This is a genomic window from Brevibacillus sp. 7WMA2, assembly GCF_010748895.1.
Lineage (GTDB): Bacteria > Bacillota > Bacilli > Brevibacillales > Brevibacillaceae > Brevibacillus_B > Brevibacillus_B halotolerans.
Genome location: NZ_CP048799.1, coordinates 1,814,411 through 1,833,463, shown reverse-complemented (window position 1 = coordinate 1,833,463; position 19,053 = coordinate 1,814,411). Strand labels below are relative to the sequence as shown.

The 19,053-nt window shown below is 42.6% G+C and carries 16 protein-coding genes and 1 riboswitch; of the genes, 11 read left to right on the top strand and 5 right to left on the bottom strand.

Annotated elements, in window-relative coordinates:
- The first annotated feature begins 90 nt into the window (after positions 1 to 90).
- The 5 genes from GOP56_RS06775 (at position 91) to GOP56_RS06755 (ending at position 8,084) form a co-directional block, all read left to right on the top strand.
- Positions 91 to 2,058, top strand: a complete 1,968-nt coding sequence (locus tag GOP56_RS06775; protein WP_163245200.1) for a DNA gyrase/topoisomerase IV subunit B — start codon at positions 91 to 93, stop codon at positions 2,056 to 2,058.
- Between the two features lies 1 nt (position 2,059).
- A complete protein-coding gene (gene parC / locus GOP56_RS06770; protein ID WP_163245199.1) occupies positions 2,060 to 4,531 on the top strand; it encodes a DNA topoisomerase IV subunit A in 2,472 nt (823 codons plus the stop codon).
- A gap of 99 nt (positions 4,532 to 4,630) precedes the next feature.
- Positions 4,631 to 4,960: a hypothetical protein gene (locus GOP56_RS06765; protein WP_163245198.1), complete on the top strand. Its 330-nt coding sequence runs from the start codon at positions 4,631 to 4,633 to the stop codon at positions 4,958 to 4,960.
- 200 nt (positions 4,961 to 5,160) lie between these two features.
- The gene (locus GOP56_RS06760) at positions 5,161 to 5,364 is read left to right on the top strand and encodes a hypothetical protein (RefSeq protein WP_041752217.1); all 204 of its coding nucleotides are present in this window, start codon (positions 5,161 to 5,163) and stop codon (positions 5,362 to 5,364) included.
- 269 nt (positions 5,365 to 5,633) lie between these two features.
- A complete protein-coding gene (locus GOP56_RS06755; protein WP_163245196.1) occupies positions 5,634 to 8,084 on the top strand; it encodes an AAA family ATPase in 2,451 nt (816 codons plus the stop codon).
- Positions 8,085 to 8,202: 118 nt separating this feature from the next.
- Here GOP56_RS06755 and brnQ read toward each other — a convergent pair whose 3' ends face one another.
- Entirely contained in the window at positions 8,203 to 9,552 is a 1,350-nt protein-coding gene (brnQ, locus tag GOP56_RS06750) for a branched-chain amino acid transport system II carrier protein (protein ID WP_163245194.1), read from the bottom strand.
- A gap of 263 nt (positions 9,553 to 9,815) precedes the next feature.
- Between brnQ and GOP56_RS06745 the strand changes: the two genes are divergently transcribed.
- Both GOP56_RS06745 and GOP56_RS06740 read left to right on the top strand, forming a co-directional pair.
- Entirely contained in the window at positions 9,816 to 10,871 is a 1,056-nt protein-coding gene (locus GOP56_RS06745; protein WP_003335989.1) for a type III polyketide synthase, read from the top strand.
- The gene (locus GOP56_RS06740; RefSeq protein WP_163245192.1) at positions 10,865 to 11,437 is read left to right on the top strand and encodes an isoprenylcysteine carboxyl methyltransferase family protein; all 573 of its coding nucleotides are present in this window, start codon (positions 10,865 to 10,867) and stop codon (positions 11,435 to 11,437) included. Before GOP56_RS06745 ends, GOP56_RS06740 begins: the two co-directional genes overlap by 7 nt.
- Before the next feature lie 86 nt (positions 11,438 to 11,523).
- On the opposite strand, the gene GOP56_RS06735 is transcribed toward GOP56_RS06740, so the two are convergent.
- The 4 genes from GOP56_RS06735 to GOP56_RS06720 are packed head-to-tail and all read right to left on the bottom strand — an operon-like array spanning position 11,524 to position 14,542.
- Positions 11,524 to 12,372, bottom strand: a complete 849-nt coding sequence (locus GOP56_RS06735) for an ABC transporter ATP-binding protein (protein WP_254068636.1) — start codon at positions 12,370 to 12,372, stop codon at positions 11,524 to 11,526.
- A gap of 45 nt (positions 12,373 to 12,417) precedes the next feature.
- Entirely contained in the window at positions 12,418 to 13,188 is a 771-nt protein-coding gene (locus tag GOP56_RS06730) for an ABC transporter permease (protein WP_163245190.1), read from the bottom strand.
- The gene (locus tag GOP56_RS06725) at positions 13,185 to 13,481 is read right to left on the bottom strand and encodes an MTH1187 family thiamine-binding protein (protein WP_003340557.1); all 297 of its coding nucleotides are present in this window, start codon (positions 13,479 to 13,481) and stop codon (positions 13,185 to 13,187) included. The genes GOP56_RS06730 and GOP56_RS06725 overlap by 4 nt, the downstream gene beginning before the upstream one ends.
- 32 nt (positions 13,482 to 13,513) lie before the next feature.
- On the bottom strand, positions 13,514 to 14,542 hold the full coding sequence (locus GOP56_RS06720; protein ID WP_163245188.1) for an ABC transporter substrate-binding protein: 1,029 nt from the start codon (positions 14,540 to 14,542) through the stop codon (positions 13,514 to 13,516).
- Positions 14,543 to 14,614: 72 nt separating this feature from the next.
- A riboswitch (TPP riboswitch) is annotated at positions 14,615 to 14,725 on the bottom strand.
- Between the two features lie 241 nt (positions 14,726 to 14,966).
- Here GOP56_RS06720 and GOP56_RS06715 point away from each other — a divergent pair.
- From GOP56_RS06715 to GOP56_RS06700, 4 genes are all read left to right on the top strand, one after another.
- Positions 14,967 to 16,274 (top strand): Na+/H+ antiporter family protein, encoded by a 1,308-nt coding sequence (locus GOP56_RS06715; RefSeq protein WP_163245187.1) that lies wholly within the window; start codon positions 14,967 to 14,969, stop codon positions 16,272 to 16,274.
- 270 nt (positions 16,275 to 16,544) lie between these two features.
- Positions 16,545 to 17,108 carry a type VII secretion target gene (locus tag GOP56_RS06710; protein WP_003335997.1) on the top strand — a complete coding sequence of 188 codons (564 nt, stop codon included), beginning with the start codon at positions 16,545 to 16,547 and terminating at the stop codon, positions 17,106 to 17,108.
- A 284-nt stretch (positions 17,109 to 17,392) separates the two neighbouring features.
- Complete coding sequence (locus tag GOP56_RS06705) at positions 17,393 to 18,145, top strand: vWA domain-containing protein (protein WP_163245185.1); 753 nt, start codon at positions 17,393 to 17,395, stop codon at positions 18,143 to 18,145.
- 16 nt (positions 18,146 to 18,161) lie between these two features.
- A complete protein-coding gene (locus GOP56_RS06700; RefSeq protein WP_163245183.1) occupies positions 18,162 to 19,046 on the top strand; it encodes a hypothetical protein in 885 nt (294 codons plus the stop codon).
- Positions 19,047 to 19,053: the final 7 nt, after the last annotated feature.

Genomic DNA, 19,053 nt, shown 5'->3' with positions numbered 1-19,053 from the left:
GTTTTTTCTTTTTATGAAATGAGATAAAATAGCGATTAGGTGTTCGCTTGAAGGAACGTTGATTGCAAGTGTGTAAGAGGGGAGAACAGAATGGCTGATAATCGAGCACTATCATATACCGAAGAAGATATTCAGGTCCTGGAAGGCTTGATCGCCGTACGTAAAAGGCCTGGTATGTACATAGGCTCCACTGGATCACGCGGTTTGCACCACCTAGTGTGGGAGATCGTGGATAATGCTAAGGATGAAGCTTTGGCTGGCGTGAACGATCGTATTATTGTCACTCTTTATCCAAATGGTAGCGTTAGCGTGGAGGATCACGGTCGCGGTATTCCAACAGGTATGCATAAATCTGGACGACCAGTGCCAGAGGTTATTTTTACCACACTTCACGCAGGTGGTAAATTTGGCGGAGGCGGGTATAAAAAAAGCGGTGGCTTGCATGGAGTTGGCTCCAGTGTCGTCGTTGCCTTGTCTCGCTGGCTGGAAGTAGAAATTCACCGAGAAGGAAACATTTATAAACAACGCTTTGAATATGTAGTAGATAAGAGTGGGCAGGAGTTTGTGGGTAAAGCTGTCACGGGCCTTGAGATTGTAGGAAAGTCCAAACGTACAGGGACAACCGTAACGTTCCAACCAGACCCTGAGGTATTTACTGCTACTAAATTTGATTACGAGACCTTGCGTGATCGCTTCCGTGAAACGGCTTTTCTGTTGAAAGGCTTGCGCATGGTGTTAATTGATAAACGTACGTCAGAGGTACGTAAAGAAGAATTCTATTATGAAGATGGCATTAAATCGTATGTAGAGTATTTAAACGAGGGTAAAAATGGTCTCCATTCTGTAGTTTATTTCGATGGAGAGAAGGATAATGTGTATGTAGAGCTGGCCTTCCAATACAATGATGGGTATACGGAGACATTAGCTTCTTATGTGAATTCAATCCCGACAAATGATGGTGGTACACATGTCACAGGCTTTAAAAATGCCACCACCAGGATTTTTAATGATTTTGCCCGCAAGAAAGGGTATATCAAGGAAAAAGATCCTAATTTGACCGGGAACGATTTGCGTGAAGGCTTTTTAGGCGTGTTATCTCTGCAAATGTCTGATGTTCAGTTTGAATCGCAAACAAAGGACAAATTGGGCAATGAAGAAGCACGCACCATTGTTGAACAGATTATCTCGGAAAAATTGGGCTTTTTCTTAGAAGAGAATCCTGAGATTGCTAAGCTATTAATTGATAAAGCTTTAAAATCGATGCAAATTCGTGAAGAGCTGCGAAAACAACGAGAAGCATTGCGCGGGGACAAAAAAGGGAAGAGTGCGAAGAAACGTAAATCCATTTCGGAAAAATTTGCACCCCCTCAATATAAAAATCCAAAGATTAACGAGCTATTCCTAGTCGAGGGTGATTCAGCAGGAGGATCGGCTAAGCAAGCACGGAACTCTGAATATCAAGCGATCTTCGGTCTGAAAGGAAAGCCGTTGAATACGGAGAAGGCTAAGCTTTCCGAGGTTTTATCAAATGAAGAGTTCAGAACGATCTTAGAAGTGCTGGAGACAGATATCGGCGAAGAATTTTCGATTGCGAATTGTGCGTTCGATAAGATTATCATCATGTCTGACGCAGACGTGGATGGTTCACATATCCAGGCGCTCCTATTAACCTTCTTCTTCCGTTATATGCAGCCGCTTATTGCTGCTAATAAGCTTTATATTGCTCAGCCGCCGCTTTATCAGGTATCTAGAGATGGTGGAAAGGGTAAGAAGGGTGCAGAATCCTATTACTGCTGGGATGATAAAGAATTGGAAATCGCTCTGAAAAAGTTAGGCAAAGGGGCAAAAATTACGCGTTACAAAGGCTTAGGTGAGATGAACCCTGATCAATTATGGGAGACGACAATGGACCCTGAGAACCGGAAGCTGATTCAAGTGTCTCTTGCAGACAGGGCTCACTGTGAAAAATTAATTACGGTTTTAATGGGCGATAAAGTCCCTCCTCGCCGTGAATGGATCGAGACCCATGTCACTTTTGAAGTAGGAGAGGATGAGTAGCATGTTTTCTAATCGTTTAATTGAACAAAGCTTTGCAGAGATCATGGGAAAACGTTTTGGGGATTATGCTAATCTAGTTATCCTCTCACGTGCTATTCCGGATGCTCGCGATGGCTTAAAGCCGGTACAACGCCGGATTTTATATTCGATGTACGAAGAGAATAACACCTTTGATAAGCCATATCGGAAATCAGCAAAAACAGTTGGTTCCGTAATGGGAACGTACCATCCGCATGGGGATGCCTCCATTTATGAGACAATGGTACGGATGGCACAATGGTGGAAGATGCGCCATGTGTTAATTCAGGGTCAAGGTAACTTCGGTAGCCTTGATGCCGATCCTCCAGCTGCTATGCGATATACGGAGGCTCGCTTATCTGCACTGGCTAATGAGTTATTGCGAGATATTGAAAAGGATACTGTACCTTTTATCCCGAACTATGATAATTCCACAGTTCAGCCTGCTGTTTTACCAGCACGGTTCCCGAATTTGCTGGTAAATGGAGCGTCTGGTATCGCTGTAGGTTTTGCTACCGACATTCCTACACATAATCTTGGAGAAGTCATTGACGCTACAATTGCCATGATGCGTAAACCGTCCATTACGACTGATGAGCTCATGGAGTTTGTGAAGGGTCCAGATTTCTCTAACAGAGGGATTGTTCAAGGGGTATCTGGCATTAAAAAGGCATTCGAAACAGGTAGAGGCCAGTTTATTATTCGTGGACGAGCTGATATCGAAGAGGCAAAAGGGAACAAGCATAAGCGCATTGTGATTAGTGAAATCCCATATGATGTGGTGAAATCAAAGCTAGTCGCTCAAATCGATGAGCTGGTTATGGAGCGTAAGATTGAAGGTGCATTAGCTGTTCGAGACGAGACCGGGCGTAAGGAAGCCGAGCTCAAAAAAGTCCGTGTTGTTATCGATCTGAAAAAAGAAGCTGACGCCCAAGCGATCCTCCATTATTTATATAAAAATACGGATTTACAGATTTTCTACAACTACAATATGAATGCCATCCATGAGGGCACCATCAAGCAGATGGGACTCAAGCACTTACTGGATGCCTACATTTCACATCAAAAAGAGATGGTGACTCGTCGCTCTCAATTTGATCTGGACCGTAAAGAAAATCGAAAGCATATTGTTGAGGGCTTGATTCATGCTAAGTCCATTCTCAGACAGATCGTGGATACGATTATGGATTCCGAGGACCGTGCGGATGCCAAAGGGAATATTATTGCTAAGTTTGGTTTTACTGAGCTGCAAGCAGACGCTATTTTAAGTATTCAGCTTGCTTCTTTAACACGAATTGATATTGTGAAGCTTGAGAAGGAGCTACAGGTGCTTGCCAAGGAAATAGAGGAGCTTAAGGCTATTCTAGGTAGTGAGAAAAAGCTAATTTCAGTTCTGGTTGCTGAGCTAAGTGAAATCAAGAAAAAATATAGTGAGCCGCGTATGACTGAAATTCAGGGCGAGATTGAGGAAATTAAACTCGATTTATCCATGCAAATTCAGGTAGAGGACTGTATTGTGACGTTAACTCATCAAGGCTATGTGAAGCGAGTTAGCCCACGTTCCTTTAAATCAATGGGTGGTTCGATTGAAACCTGCGGGGTAAAGGAAGGGGATAAGGTAAGGACCTTCTGTGAAACCAATACATCCCATACAGCACTATTCTTTACACAGGATGGCAAATATTTTGCTATGCTGGTAAATGATATTCCGGACGCGAAATGGAAGGATATCGGAACAGCACTTGTAAATGTGCTTTCTCTTGAAAAGGGCCAAAGAATCGTTGCTGTACATATTGTCGATAGCTTTGACAAGCCATTATATGTCTGCCATTCAACCAAGAGCGGCTTACTTAAAAAGACAGCGCTAAAAGAGTATGAAACCAATCGATCAGGTGCGGTCGTTGCTATTAAATTAAAGAACAGTGAAGATGAAGTGAATCATGTTCATTTGATTGATGACGAGGGAGCATTTGTTGGTGTCACGCAGGATGGAATGGTAATCCGCTTTTTGCAAACGGAGGTATCGCCGACAGGCCGAGCTTCCAGTGGTGTCAAAGCAATTAATTTGGCAAAAGAAGACCTATTAATTGACCTGCTGGCTACGGATATAGAAGATAATCGAGTATTGCGAGCGTTAACTGCAGAAGGAGTAGTGAAACGTACTTCCATTGCTCATATTCCTCTACAGGGTCGAGCTGGGAAAGGCTTACTTCTGATCCGTAAAAGAAAAACGAATCCGCATCAAATCAAAGCGATTTTGCTGGAGGAGCCTCATTCTCCTAAGTGGATTGTGGTGACAAAGCGTGGAGAGTTAATAACGGTAGAAGCCGATCAAGTGCCAATAACGGAGCAAGGTGGAATTGGACGACTAGTAATTGATGAGGTTTTTAACCAGGTTTTGTTAGAAGCTACGATTCCATCCCATGATGATAAAGAATCAGAAACCGATTTATAACTTCGAATCAACAATAAAAACGAGAATTTTTCATCCAACTAAGAGTAAGCACCAAGAGAAATCCTTATACAGGAACATCATTGAAGGGATGACGGGGAAATGTTAAAACCATTTGAGCGGTTTACAAGTGAATTGAACTGGCAACAGTTATCATTGTTACTTGATACAGTCATGTATTTTGAAGATGCGTTAAAATATCTATCGATTCCGAGTCAGTCGGGGGAATCCTTTTCTGTACCTTTGCATCCTGAAACATTGCGCTTAATCCTGGAGGAATTTGAGGAAGAGCAGGCGTTTGAGAAAAAAAGTGTAACGTTTGATTTTACCTGGACGAATGAAGAAGAGAGTCAAGGTCTTATGTACGTTACTTTGCCATCAGGAAAAGAACTAACGCAACGAACCAATATCATGGATTTTTCCATGGTATAAAAACAGGATAGAGATAGGAAGCCAAGAAAGAGCCGTTGTCCAAGCACGTGGACAGCGGCTTTTATCTTTTCCATGAGTGAAATGGCTTATTTCCGGGGGAATGGAGAATAGACTCATTTCTTTAGGTAACCAGAGCAAAGATAAGGATAGATCGTAATGCTTTTTTTAAAGCTGGACAAACTAAGGATGAGGTGATTATCGTGGAAAAAAATTTGAATGTAAACGGAAGAGAGTATCGATTTGCAACGACCTACGATGGAGATTCTCAATATAACGTACAGGTGTGCAGCGGAGAAAAGATTGTCAGCTCATTTAAGATATACGCTGAATCTGAACAGGATGTATTCCCTGCAGCACTAGCGCATATGGAGTCTGATATCGAAATGGGACATTTGCAACTATAATACGTAATGCGACATTTCGCGTATGGACAAACAAGCAGGAGCTAAATAGCGATTGCTTGTTTTTTGCAGAGCAAGTTATGTCTTGTATAGCAACAAGACCCGGAATGAAGGATGAGCCGGGTTTTTTGCTGTTAGGAAGGAAGCCATTTTTGAAATAGATGGAAGCAAAATCTATAGATATAATGAGCTGATCGGGTTATCCTCTTTCTTTTTAGTTAAAAAAGTGATACAACAAGGAAAGGGAGCAGATAACGGAGGACAACATAACAATGAATAGAAGAGAAGAGCAAACAGTACTAGATAAAATCAAAGAATGGCAAAAATCAAATGGAAATTTGCATGTAACAGAAGTAGAGGCTATTGTGGCCTTGCAATATATAGAAGAAAAACGCGAGCAACTCCTACATATTCTTACCCAGGATTCTGACGAACAGATAGAGCAAAAACAGATGGTCGGAGTAGAACAGGCTGAGCTTGATCAAGCTGAAGCAACAGTCCTTACTATCCTTGCACAGATACGTTGGAGGAAGACCCAGCAAATTTCGCTGGTGGAGGAATGGTTAAAAAAAGCGAGAAAATTGGACCCAGATAGTAAGCAAGCCGCTTCTTTGCAAGCAGACATGTATCTGCATTCTTTATTGCAATCCTTAAAAGAAACAGCTCAATTTCCTGCTATGCGTGAAACTGACAATGCAGCTACGCGCAAGAAAGTAACAGCTCAATTCGTTTCACAGATTCAAGAGCGTCTTGACGATTTGGTTAATTGGGAGGATATGCTACAAGCAGGAACACAAGCCGCTCAGCTTTCGGCGAATACCCACCTTCAGCAAAAATATAAGTCTCTGCGTGAGGGTACCTTAGAGCTAGAGGAAGCATTAATCCTGTTACATAAAGAGGCACAGAAGTATGCCGACTCGGTACAAGGATTATTTTACTCTTCCGAATTGTTGGCTCGACTTCAGCAAGCTAATAAAAATTTGCAGGAGATTGAGCAATCTATTCGCGAACAACTAACTCCTACACAAGCAGAAGCAGACTTACAGGATGAACTTCCGGCAATGGAACAAATTGATCAATTAGTTGGTTTAGCCGACATGAAAAAAAGGGTAAAGCAACTTGCACAATTTTTACAGTACCAGCGTATTCGTACGGAAAAGGGCTGGGAGTTGGCCGATCCGATAGAATTGCACGCTGTATTAATGGGGAATCCCGGTACGGGGAAAACGACATTAGCTCGCCTGTTAGCCACTCTATATCATGAATTAGGCTTATTAGAACGAGCAGAAGTGATAGAAGTCGATCGTTCTCAGCTAGTGGGAGCGTATGTAGGTCAATCAGAGCAAAGAACGATGGAAGTGATTAAGAAAGCGGTGGGCGGAGTTTTGTTTATTGATGAAGCCTACAGTTTGAAACGGGCGGAGTCCAGCGATAGTGATTATGGACAGGTTGTGATTGATACCCTTGTTTCTGCAATGACAAGCGGTGAATATAGCGGCAAGTTCGTAGTAATATTAGCAGGCTATCCAGAAGAGATGCGAAATTTCCTGCGGGCAAACCCTGGTTTACGCAGTCGTTTCCCGGAAAGCAATCACTTTACACTGCCTGACTTTACGACAGATGAGTTATTACAAGTAGCTGAGCAAGTGGCGGAGCGTAATGATTTCATTCTTCGTCCTGATACAAAAATCTCGATTCAGCAGCGTTTAGAGCGAGAGAGGGTTGATGAAACCTTTGGGAATGCTCGAACAGCCAAAAATATTATTTTAGATGCTATCTTTGCTAAAGGAAGCCATGTAGGCGATACAGAAGCAATGAAGATACCAGATTTCACAATCCTTACACCAGCAGATGTAGAAGCCCATTTATCTGGTAAAGAGGTACAAATCAACACTCTTTCGGCAAAGCAACGCTTGGAGCAAATGATAGGGCTTGCAGAAATGAAAGCTGAATTAACCAAGGTCGCTGCGTTTGTGTCTATTCAGCGTTCGCGTCAAAAAAATGGGTTGCCGGCTGTTCCTGTTGAATTGCATGCAGTGTTTACGGGTAACCCGGGAACAGGAAAAACGACGGTAGCTCAATTATATGCACAAATATTACAAGAAGTAGGCTATCTCAAGCGAGGGCATCTCGTAACAGTTGGTCGCGCTGATCTTGTGGCAAACTACGTAGGGCAGACAGCAAGTAAGACGAAGCGAAAAATGAAAGAGGCCTTAGGCGGTGTCTTATTTATTGATGAAGCCTATGCGTTGATGTCTACTAGTGAAAATGACTATGGACACGAGGCAATCAATACGTTGGTCGAAGAGATAAGCAAGCACGGAGAAAATTTAGTAGTTGTCCTAGCAGGTTATCCCTACGATATGCAAAAGTTTATTGATAGCAATCCAGGTCTTTCCTCACGTTTTAAAAAATATTTCCGATTCCCGGATTATACAGCCTCCGAGCTTTTATCCATTATTACACAATTTATTCAGGACAATAGCTATGAGGTAACGGATGATACACAAGAGCGTTTAGCAGAGCAGCTAGGGACGTGGAGTGAACAGGGAAGAATTAAAGGAAACGGGCGATTTGCTAAAAATTTGGTTCAAGAAGCAATGCAGGAGCAGGCCCTACGGTTAGCAGCAACAGAGAAATCAGATCGGACGAAAAAGGATTTAAGCTTACTTACATGGGAAGATTTTAGTAAAGCTATTGAGCGTATCATGCCGGCAAAATAATAGAAAAAGACAGGGGGCTGTGAGCCTATCCCTGTCTTTTTTACTTAGTATATGAGAAGCGAAGACGGATTGGTTCCATCACGATCGCGACAATACGAATGGAAAGAAACAAAGTAGATTAATCGGTTTGAGTAGAGGGATTCACACGATCTTGAGATTTCAATGAACCTACGACAAAACCAATAATCGCACCAATGATGGCGGGAATAACCCAGCCGATACCAACTGAATATAACGGAAGAATTTGTAGCCATACGGTAATCTTGCCTAAAGCAAAGCCAAAGGCATGCAAACAATCCACTAGACTAATGATTCCAGCGAACACGACACTATATATATATACTTCTTTAAAGCCTTTTAGATGTTTGTGAATCAAAGATAAAAGGATCAGTACGATTGCAATTGGATATAGTCCAGCCAATACAGGTACAGAGAAGGAAATGATTTGATTCAAACCCAAGTTAGCAATAATTAAGCTAAATACAGACAAAATGCTGATCGAAACCTTATAGCTTAGGGCAGGGATAAGGTTGGAGAAAAATTGACCGCACGCTGTAATAAGTCCAATTGAAGTCGTTAAGCATGCTAAGGTAATAGCGGTACCGAGTAATATAACGCCTCCTTGACCAAACAAATAGGATACAACCGCAGTTAAAATTTGGCCGCCATTTGTTGAGGTGCCTACTATAGAAGAGCTACCAGCTCCTAGATAGGCTAAAGACATATATACAAGGGCTAGAGCAATTCCAGCAATGGAACCTGCTTTCACTGTAGCCATGGTAATGCTCTTTTTATCTGTAACTCCTCGATTTTGTATAGAAGAAATCACGACAATTCCGAAAACTAAAGCACCCAACGTATCCATAGTTAGATATCCTTCGAGGAATCCTTTAAAAAATGCATTGTTCATATAGGCTTCTGAAGGTGCTGTAAAGTCCCCTAATGGCTTAAAAATGCTCCGAACAAACAATATTGCGATAATTAGCAATAATGTGGGTGTTAAGACTTTTCCGATGCGATCGACCAACTTTGTAGGATTTAGACATAACCAGAACGTAATCGACATATAGACAATCGAATAGACAAGCAAAGGTAGACTGCTTCCTTTAATAGATTCTGACAACAAAGGACTAAGACCAATCTCATAGGCAACGCTAGCCGTTCGTGGAATTCCGAAAAATGGGCCAATAGCTAGATAAATGAGTGTGGGAAAAATAATGCCGAATAGCGGATGTACTCGACCTGCAATAACCTTTAAATCACCTAACGTTGTTGCAGTGGCAGCAACTGCTAGGATGGGAAGACCTACTCCGGTTAAAACAAATCCTAAAATACCTATCCATACGCTTGTCCCAGCGTTTTGTCCTAATAAAGGAGGAAATATCATATTGCCGGCTCCAAAAAAGAGAGCAAACAGCATTAATCCAATTGTCACTGTTTCTTTCATTGATAATTGCTTTTGTTTCATAAGGTAGGTAGACTCCTTGCGATAGATTTTCTTATTCAATTAATTTATCACACATTGAAAAAAGCATACGTGTTAAATTTTTTAATAATGTTACCGTTTTGTGAATAAAATCTGTTTTTATTGATAATTCTCACTTTTTTGTTCGAAGGTTTATACTATTACGAATTGTTTAGACCCATTTTTCCTGATGTTACCACTTTATTTACATAAGGGAAAGTCTTTGGGAAAGAATAAAAGAAAAACAACGGAAAGTAGGAGAAATGATGCCGCGAATTGTCTCAATCGGCACAGCAAATCCACATTATACTATTACGAAGCAAGAAAGCAAGGAATTCTCGCGTCGGTTCTTTCAACCGCATTTTTCTGATATCGAACGTCTGTTACAAGTATTTGAATCAGCAGAAATTGAAAATAGAAGCTTCTCAACTCCGCTAGAATGGTTTGAAAAGCCCCATGACTGGGCAGAAAAAAATCAATTATACGTGCAACAGGCACTAGAATTAAGCGTACGTGCAATTGAGCAGTGTTTGGAAAGGGCAGGTGTTACAGCAGAGGCGATTGATCATGTGATTATGGTCAGCTCCACTGGGATCGCTACTCCGAGCTTAGATGCTCTTCTATTCAATCGCTTACCGTTTCGCTCCAATTTGAAAAGAACCCCTGTATGGGGACTGGGATGTGCAGGAGGAGCAGCCGGATTAGCCAGAGGTTTCGCGTTTGCGAAGGCACACCCATCGGAACGTGTACTTGTCTGCTGCGTTGAGCTGTGCGGTTTAACCTTTGTACATGGGGATCGAAGTAAAAGTAATCTAATCGCTACCAGCTTATTTGCTGATGGGGCTGCTGCTGTACTGCTCTATGGAGATAAACAAGCAGTATCTGATCATGTACCTGCTATCTTGTCAACACATTCAACGATCTGGCGTGATACGGTTGATGTTATGGGATGGGATGTAAGGGAAGAAGGCTTGCGGGTAGTCTTCTCTAAAGACATTCCGACACTCATAAAAGATAAAATGAAGCCAGAGATGGAGAGCTTCCTGAAAAGAGAAGGAAGGGATTATTGTAGCGTTGATCGCATAATCGCTCATCCAGGGGGAAGTAAGATTCTGCAAGCCTACGAGCAGGCTTTGCAAGTACCATCAGATAGATTGCGCCATGCCAAAGAGGTACTACGAGATCATGGGAATATGTCTTCTTGTACCGTCCTCTTTGTGCTAGAAAGAGAGCTGAGAGAAGAACATCAGCCAGGGGAAATCGGATTGCTTTTAGCCCTTGGGCCGGGGTTTTCTTGTGAGCAGGTGTTGCTGGAATGGTAGCTATTTTTTTGCTGGTGATTATGATCGTGATTTACCAACGCTGTATTGAGCTGGTAATAGCAAGAAGAAATGCGCGTTATATAAAGGAAGCGGGGGGTTATGAGGTAGCTGCAGGACATTACAAGTGGATCGTGAGCTTACATGTTGTTTTTTTTGTCAGCTTGATTGGCGAGGTACTGCTTCATGTATCCACTGTTGCAATCCCGTTTTATTTTTGGCCGTTTTGCATATTTTGTCTCGCTCAACTATTAAGAATCTGGAGCATGCGAAGCTTGGGTTATTATTGGAATACAAGGATCTTTGTATTAGAAGGTAAAAAGCCAGTGGTACATGGCCCGTATCGCTACATCCGGCATCCAAACTATCTGGTCGTATTAATCGAGGGAGGAATGCTTCCCGTTACATTTGGTGCTTGGAAAACAGCAGTAATCTTTACAGTTGCTCAGGCCATCGTATTAAGCGTGCGGATTACAGCAGAGGAGGAAGCATTGCAAAAGGCATATAAATATGAAGCGTGGATGAAGGAAAAAGGAAGATTCATTCCGCTGAGAAAACAAAAAGGCTAATCGGGCCTGTCAAAAAATAAAACTCGGCTTATCGCAGATGTGCGTTCCTATAGCCGAGTTTTATTTTGACGCTAATCTATGCTTGCCTATGAGTGACGTAGCAACGTCAAGATTTGTTCCTTCACAAGGAGAAACTCTGAAGATAGCAGCATTTTTTCCTGACGCGGTCGTTCGAATGGTACAGAAATTGTAGCAGCAAATCGAGCTGGTTTTGCAGTGAGCACATAGATTCTATCGGATAAAAAGATAGCTTCATCAATGCTATGTGTTATTAAAAGAACGGAGCGTTTATGCTTTTCCCAAATAGATAACAACCAATTCTGCATGTCAGTACGGCTAAGTGCATCCAAGGCCCCAAAGGGCTCGTCCAAGCAGATGAGTTCTTGTCTGCTTAACAAGGCGCGCAAGAAAGCGACTCTTTGCTGCATCCCCCCTGAAAGCATGTGAGGATACGCTTTTTCATATCCGCCTAAACCAACCCGCGGGAGCCATTCCCGAGCCAGCTTTAGCGTTTCTTTACGAGGCACACCCTCTATTTCTAAGGCTAATCCCACATTTTCCTCTATTGTGCGCCAGGGAAGTAAGCTAGAGGATTGCGGCATATAGCTAATATGACCTGTTTTGCCCGTGGCCTGTTTGCCTTCAATCGTAATGCTCCCGTGTATTGGTGTTATAAGACCGCCAATGATATGAAATAGCGTGCTTTTTCCGCTTCCAGATGGTCCGATTAAGGAAACAAACTCTCCTTTTTTTACTTCTAAAGATATTTGCTGAAGTACATCAATAGTGACCCCCGACTCTGTAAAGGAGTGGGAAACTTGTTCAACGACAAGTGCAGAGGGGGAAGAAGACGCAGATGTTGTTGCTGATGTAGACGCTAGATTACTTTCTGTAGTCAACTTCATAGTATGAGATGTGTGAATTCCATTACTCACTCTTGCTCACTCCCTTTTTTATTGACCTTATATTGTAGCTACTGGCTAGTCACGCTTATTCGATTGCCATCGGAGCGCCCAGCGTTCTAAAAGACGAATCAAGCCAAAGAGCAAGCAACTGACAATTACAATAAGAAACATCGTGACAAAAACCCGATCAGCACGAAAGGAAGCCTTTGCCATAAGCATGTAGACGCCTAACCCTTTTTGCGATCCTAACCATTCAGCAATGACGGCTCCCATCACACTGTAGGTTGCCGAGATTTTTAGTCCAGAAAACATGGAGGCAAGCGAATGAGGTAACTCTAGCTTCCAGAAAATTTGTTGGCGAGTTGCTCCAAGCATTAGCATATATCGTTTGATTTGAGGATCGGTTTGCGCCAGTCCCGTCATGGTAGATAAAGTGACGGGAAAAAAGCAGACCAGCGTAATCAAAATCATTTTTGGCAATAACCCAAAGCCAAACCAGATCATCAAGAGAGGAGCTAAAATAATGGTCGGTATGTTTTGGCTTAGGATGAGTAATGGATACAAGGCGGCCTTCACAGGCGGAGTTACATGTAATAAAAAGGCAAGAATAAGACCCGTTGTACTCCCAATTGCAAAGCCTAATAGGGTGATTTGTAAAGTAGCCCATAGGTGTTGTGTAAGTTGCGGCGCTTGATTCCAGCCTTCTTGGAAAATAGCAAGGGGACTTGGTAAAAACCACGCTTCGGGTTTCCAGATAAAAGTCGCAAGCTGCCATATAAAGAGAAACAGGAAGACCGCGAGAACGGGCGGCCATCCTGTTTTATATAGACGACGATTGCTATTCATGGACGATATTTCTCCGTCAATGCATCCATCGAAGCTAGCCCATCAGCACGGTGATAAATTTTGACTTGGGAGATTACGGACGGGCAACCAGCCTCAACCATGACATCATTCATCTTTTTTACGATAGCAAGCAGTTCTTCCAACTCGCCTTCCATCGTGGTCTCTAACGGGCTAACGAAATATTTTACTCCTGATTGCGAAATGACTTCAATTGCTTTGTCTACAAAGGGAATGACTCCCTCACCTTGTGGGGTGGTAGGGATAATTTGAATGCTAACTAAGGCATTTGCCATCTGTAATCGCTCCTCTATGTGATATGCCGTGTTTATGATTTCGGTAAAAAGTCGTTGGTAAATGCTTTGTCGACATCCAGTGGTTTTTCTAATAAGTGATGTTCCACCATCCAGTCGGAGTAGCCTTGCCAAACCTCGCGTTTTTGTTCTCCCCAACGCGGTGCATCATCCTGATAACGTGGACTTAACCATTTTTGGCTCGCTTTTACCAATTTTTCATCCAAATCGGGAACATGCTTAAGGAGGATGCTAGCCGCTTCTTCCGGATGCTTACCAGCATATTGATATCCCTTGGAGGATGCTGCCATGAAGGCTTTAACAATCTCTGGCTTTTCTTGAATCATTTTTTCATTCGTAATGAGAACAGGGGTATAATAATCTAGTTTATCCGAATATTTATTAACGTATATCATGTTAATTGGCTCGTTTCGCAACTCTGCCTCAATGCCCGTCCACGCGTAAAAAATCCAAGCGAAGTCAATATCGCGTTTTACAGCAGTGAAGTAATCTGCTTCGCCTACATTAATCATGTTTAGCTTATTGATATCAGCTTTTTCTAAGCTCATCAGAGATTGTAAAACCGCTTTTTCACTTGGAGCCCCATAGCCTCCGTAGGTTTTTCCTTCAAAATCTTTGGGAGACAAAATCTTCTTGCTTACTGGTGAAGCAAAACCAGAAGTATTATGCTGAATGACAGCGGCAAGCGATACGATAGGGACATTTTGAGTTCGTGCTTGCGTGACACCCTCCTGATAGCTTACTCCAAATGGAATTTCACCGGTGGCCACCATGGTATCAGCTCCGTTCATGCCAGGCTGAACGATCTCTATATCCAGCCCTTGCTCGGCGTAGTAGCCTTTTTCAAGAGCGACATATAATCCGGTGTGATTGGTATTAGGTGTCCAGTCAAGGACGACCTTACTTTGGGTTTTTGCAGGTGCTGCTTCAGGTGTCTTTTTGTCGCTTGGTGTATCCGGTGTAGCAGATTGTCCGCAAGCTGTTAGAGCGAACACGAGCAATCCACAAAGTAAAGTAGCAGGTAGGCGTTTACTAGTTCTCATAAATCCCGAAACCTCCATGTTGTTTGGTAGACAACAAAAAAACGCAACCTGTCTTGGAAGCGTTCATGTAAGAAGATATCAGAAGCTTACTTCCCTACGCTGGCATTATCCAGATCAGGTTATGGGTCAGTATTATAAGGAATACACTCTCAGCCGGCCAATTCCAGCTCCCCGAAGCGTTTTGCAGTTGTTATCATTACTGTCATCATATACTCAATTGGAACGTTTGTCTATAAAGAATACAATTCAATGATTGATCCTGTTCGTTTTGATCATTGTGAAAAAATTCGGCGTTTTACTCAGGTACCTGCAATGATTTTGAGAAGGAGATGCGCTGTATTTCGAGCTACAAAAGCGCTTGTCACAAACACTTTACTATGTTATAACTTTAGTTAGCTAATATACTAAAGCGTAGGTGAACGTTATGCTATTATTTAATGGAGTTATACTTTCGGTGATCGTAATTGTTATACTGTCGCTGTTGCGATTAAATGTCATTTTTGGCTTGATCGCCGCTTCCATCACCGCAGGGCTGGTTGCCGGTGGTTCCATAACTGACACCATCCAGATGATGGTGCAGGGGATGAGCGGACAGTTAGAAACAGCGCTCAGTTATATTTTACTTGGGATGTTTGCTGTGATGATCGCTAAGTCTGATATTACAGCCTTATTAGTAAAAAAATTATTGGTGGTATTGCGTGGAAAACGTGGTATTTTACTGATGTCCATTGCTACAGCAGCTTGTTTGTCGCAAAATGCAGTACCTGTGCATATTGCCTTTATACCTATTCTAATCCCACCCTTGTTGAGCTTGTTTACTAAAATGCAAATTGATCGGCGTGCTGTAGCTTGTGCGTTAACATTTGGCTTGCAAGCACCCTATATTATGCTTCCAGCGGGCTTTGGGCTGATCTATCATCAGATTGTTGTATCTGAAATGGCGAAGGCTGGGATGTCCATTGCAGTAACCGATTTTCCAAAAGCAATGCTTATTCCAGGGATTGGTATGATCGTAGGGTTATTGGTGGCACTATTCATTAGCTATCGTAAACCCAGAACATACCAAATTATCGCTACGGATACTGACCAGGAGAACGAGAAGAAAGAATTACGTTTTACCAAACGACATGCATTCACCCTCGTAGCCATTCTCTTAGCATTAACCGTGCAATTATTGACGAAATCACTCATTATTGGTTCGCTTACAGGAATTGTTTGTTTATTTATTTTCCGAGTGGTTCCGTGGAATTTGGGGGACGAGGTGGTGCAGCGCGGTGTTGCTATGATGGGATTTATCGCCTTTGTAATCCTTCTTGCCTCTGGTTATGCTACTGTGTTGAAAGAGACAGGAGCTGTTCAGCAGCTAGTAGCTTCTGGAGTGGAATATTTCGGTCAAAATCGTTTTTTAGCTAGTGTGATTATGCTATTGATCGGTTTAGTGATCACCATAGGAATAGGTTCTTCATTTGGTACGGTCCCAATCATTACTGCTATCTTTGTACCGCTTTGTGCTGGACTGGGCTTCTCTGTACTTGCGACAGCGGCGTTAATTGGTACAGCTGGAGCTTTGGGGGATGCAGGATCTCCAGCTTCCGATAGCACGCTAGGGCCTACCTCAGGATTGAATGCAGATGGGCAACATCATCATATCTGGGATACATGCGTACCTACATTTCTTCATTATAATATACCCTTGTTTATATTTGGACTGCTAGCTGCCTTTACTCTGTAATTCTCATCATAGACAAAAAATGATAGGGAGTCTTTTTCAGTGAAAAAGACTTTTTTTGTATCTATATACCTATACGTAACGAAAAAAACAGGACCAATTACTCTAGTATGAAGTTCCTGGTTCTGTAAATCTAAAAAGATAGGGAAAATCCCTGAATTTGTTCCAGAAATCTTGTTTAAGTGAGCATCATGATTCATTTCCAAGGTCAAGAGTAATGAAATTTCGTACTACCTGTTAGAACGAGTATGAGTAAATCAGAGGGGATAAGAGATGTCGCGAATACTAGTACATCCGCATCTGTTGCAAGAATTGGGTCACGAATACAAACGAGCTGCACAGGAGTGGAATGAAATAGAAGGACGTTTGCATCATGCAATGGAAAGTCTAAGCTGGGAAATTGGGCAACACACACAGCTAGAGGATAATTGGCGTGCTGTCCGTGCCCTCATGGAGCAACTGCAAGCACACTCCAACGATTTAGCTAAGCGTCTCGTCGAATCTGCGGAACGCTTTCAACAAGTTGATAGAGAAAGTGCAGAGCGGTTAACGATGACAATAGAGCAGGTTCGACATCAATTGAGAGAGCAGGGAGCTGTACTGGGATTAACAAGCTCTTCACGCTTTTTTCCACAGCAGGATATGCAACGTCATTTAGCTACATTGGGCAGCACAGAAGAGCTGCCAATGGCACGTTTTCAATTTGTCCGTGAAAATATACAATTTCTTGATACTTCTATACATGATGGATATAGCGAGGATACAAATGAAGATGATCAGGTTCAGCCTTCTGTATCTGGATTGGTTAAAGTAAGTGAAAAAATTCCGAGGTCCTAAAGCGATTGTTCTGCTCGGGAGGAAGGCGAGTTTTTGATCTTTATTACACCAGTAAGGTTACGCAGGCATTTTAGCTGAGCGAATGCTTATCGTCCTGTAGTAGCAATCAGAGCCGCTTGGAAAGTAGTATAAGTAATGATCAAAAGGGGGGGGGAATCTCCTTTGGGAAGCGTTGAAAGAAGGGAACAGATAAAACCCTTCATATTCCAAATAAGATCACGGTGGCTTAAAGTCAAGCGCTTCTACCGTGGTTCTCTGCAACAGGAGCATAAGGAGAGTCGATTATGAGCTATGAGTTACCAGCGACACATCGAACCCCTGCTCTTATCATTTACCTGATTGATGTGAGTGGTTCCATGTGTCTGCCTATGGGAGATAAACGTAGGATTGATGTAGTGATGGAAGCATTATCTGCTGCCATTCGACAGATGATTTTTCGTTCGACAAAGGGAACTCGGATGTCCCCACGCTATCGCATCGCAATTTTAGCATACAGCGATGAAGTATATGATTTATTGGATGGAATTCGAGGAATAGATGAGGTAGCCCGTTTGGGGAAGCTGCCTGAAATAAGTCCGCGTAGATTGACAGATATGGCTAAAGCATTTAAACAAGTTGAAAAATTATTGCTAGAAGAGCTCCCGTTTCTACAAGATTCTCCGGCCCCTTTGATCTGTCATATGACAGATGGTGCTGCGACTGGTGAAGATCCGGAGCCCATTGTCAAACGAATTATGCAAATGGCTGTTCCTGATGGACATGTGCTTGTAGAAAACATTTTTATTTCCGAAGAGCCGCATGATCAAGAGCTTGTCGATGTGAAGCGCTGGGACGGAATCATGCCAGATACAATTTTAAGAGATGAACATGCCAATAGGCTGCGTTCCATGTCCTCTGTCTTACCGGAGAGCTATCGTGAGATGATGAGAGAGTCCATGTATCAATTAAAAAAGGGTGCCTTGCTTATGTTTCCGGCTACCAGTCCAGAATTGGTGTCTTTAGGGTTTCAAATGTCGGCAGCAACCCCCGTCCGTTAAAGACAGGTGATGCAATGTGAAATTAGCCTATCGTTATAAAAACATACATCAACACACAGAGCAGTCTGTAACAAGAGAAGAGGAACATTTTGTCTGGAGATATGCGTACGCCCGGGCTTTGGAAACGCAACATGCTCAGGAGAAGGGGCAGGATTATCTTACGTTTGCCAGAAACGAGCAATCTTTTTTATTTGCATTGTGTGATGGCGTATCGCTCTCTTACTGTGGGGAGCTTGCGGCCAAAATGCTAGGGGACGGGCTACTAGATTGGCTTGCTTCCGATCTCTTTGAGAAAGAGGAGCGAGAGGAGTTCCTTCTACAACAGTTGGATATACATCTACAATCGTTAACCGCTGTAACGAGTAGAATCATAGATAATCATCCGATACCTTCAAGTATTACAGGCTTGCTACGTGATGTATTAGAATCGAAGCGGACACATGGAAGTGAAGCCATGTACATTTGTGGGCGCATTGATCTACCCTCGCATTCCTTTCCTAATGGAAGAATCCTGTTCGCTTGGCAGGGGGATTTACGGTTACGATTATTTAACCAAGAGCTTGAAATAACGGAATGCTTACAAGGAACATTTACTACACAAGAGCGCTGGTCAACGTTACATGGACCTGTGGGAGGAAAGCCTCATTTATTTCAATCCAGTTTAGCTGGACAACATCGCTTTACACGAATGATAGCCTATACAGATGGCTTAGCCACATTAGATAAATGCTATCCGCTCCCGACAGACAACGAGCTACAGTCCATGATTCTTCAAGCGGGTGACAGTCCGCTTAGTGATGATATAGCGTTAATGGATGTTAGCTGGAATCAGACAGACTCGTTTATCCCATACGATAAGGCGGGACACAAAAGAGAGTGGTTCGCTTGGCTTACGCGATAAAATCAAT

What these genes read in the sequence shown, in the direction of transcription:
- GOP56_RS06720 (WP_163245188.1), bottom strand. Translation starts at nt 14,542, where the DNA reads ATGAGAACTAGTAAACGCCTACCTGCTACTTTACTTTGTGGATTGCTC.
- GOP56_RS06765 (WP_163245198.1), top strand. Translation starts at nt 4,631, where the DNA reads ATGTTAAAACCATTTGAGCGGTTTACAAGTGAATTGAACTGGCAACAG.
- GOP56_RS06725 (WP_003340557.1), bottom strand. Translation starts at nt 13,481, where the DNA reads ATGGCAAATGCCTTAGTTAGCATTCAAATTATCCCTACCACCCCACAA.
- GOP56_RS06740 (WP_163245192.1), top strand. Translation starts at nt 10,865, where the DNA reads ATGGTAGCTATTTTTTTGCTGGTGATTATGATCGTGATTTACCAACGC.
- GOP56_RS06755 (WP_163245196.1), top strand. Translation starts at nt 5,634, where the DNA reads ATGAATAGAAGAGAAGAGCAAACAGTACTAGATAAAATCAAAGAATGG.
- GOP56_RS06705 (WP_163245185.1), top strand. Translation starts at nt 17,393, where the DNA reads ATGAGCTATGAGTTACCAGCGACACATCGAACCCCTGCTCTTATCATT.
- GOP56_RS06710 (WP_003335997.1), top strand. Translation starts at nt 16,545, where the DNA reads ATGTCGCGAATACTAGTACATCCGCATCTGTTGCAAGAATTGGGTCAC.
- GOP56_RS06745 (WP_003335989.1), top strand. Translation starts at nt 9,816, where the DNA reads ATGCCGCGAATTGTCTCAATCGGCACAGCAAATCCACATTATACTATT.
- GOP56_RS06730 (WP_163245190.1), bottom strand. Translation starts at nt 13,188, where the DNA reads ATGAATAGCAATCGTCGTCTATATAAAACAGGATGGCCGCCCGTTCTC.
- parC (WP_163245199.1), top strand. Translation starts at nt 2,060, where the DNA reads ATGTTTTCTAATCGTTTAATTGAACAAAGCTTTGCAGAGATCATGGGA.
- GOP56_RS06715 (WP_163245187.1), top strand. Translation starts at nt 14,967, where the DNA reads ATGCTATTATTTAATGGAGTTATACTTTCGGTGATCGTAATTGTTATA.
- brnQ (WP_163245194.1), bottom strand. Translation starts at nt 9,552, where the DNA reads ATGAAACAAAAGCAATTATCAATGAAAGAAACAGTGACAATTGGATTA.
- GOP56_RS06775 (WP_163245200.1), top strand. Translation starts at nt 91, where the DNA reads ATGGCTGATAATCGAGCACTATCATATACCGAAGAAGATATTCAGGTC.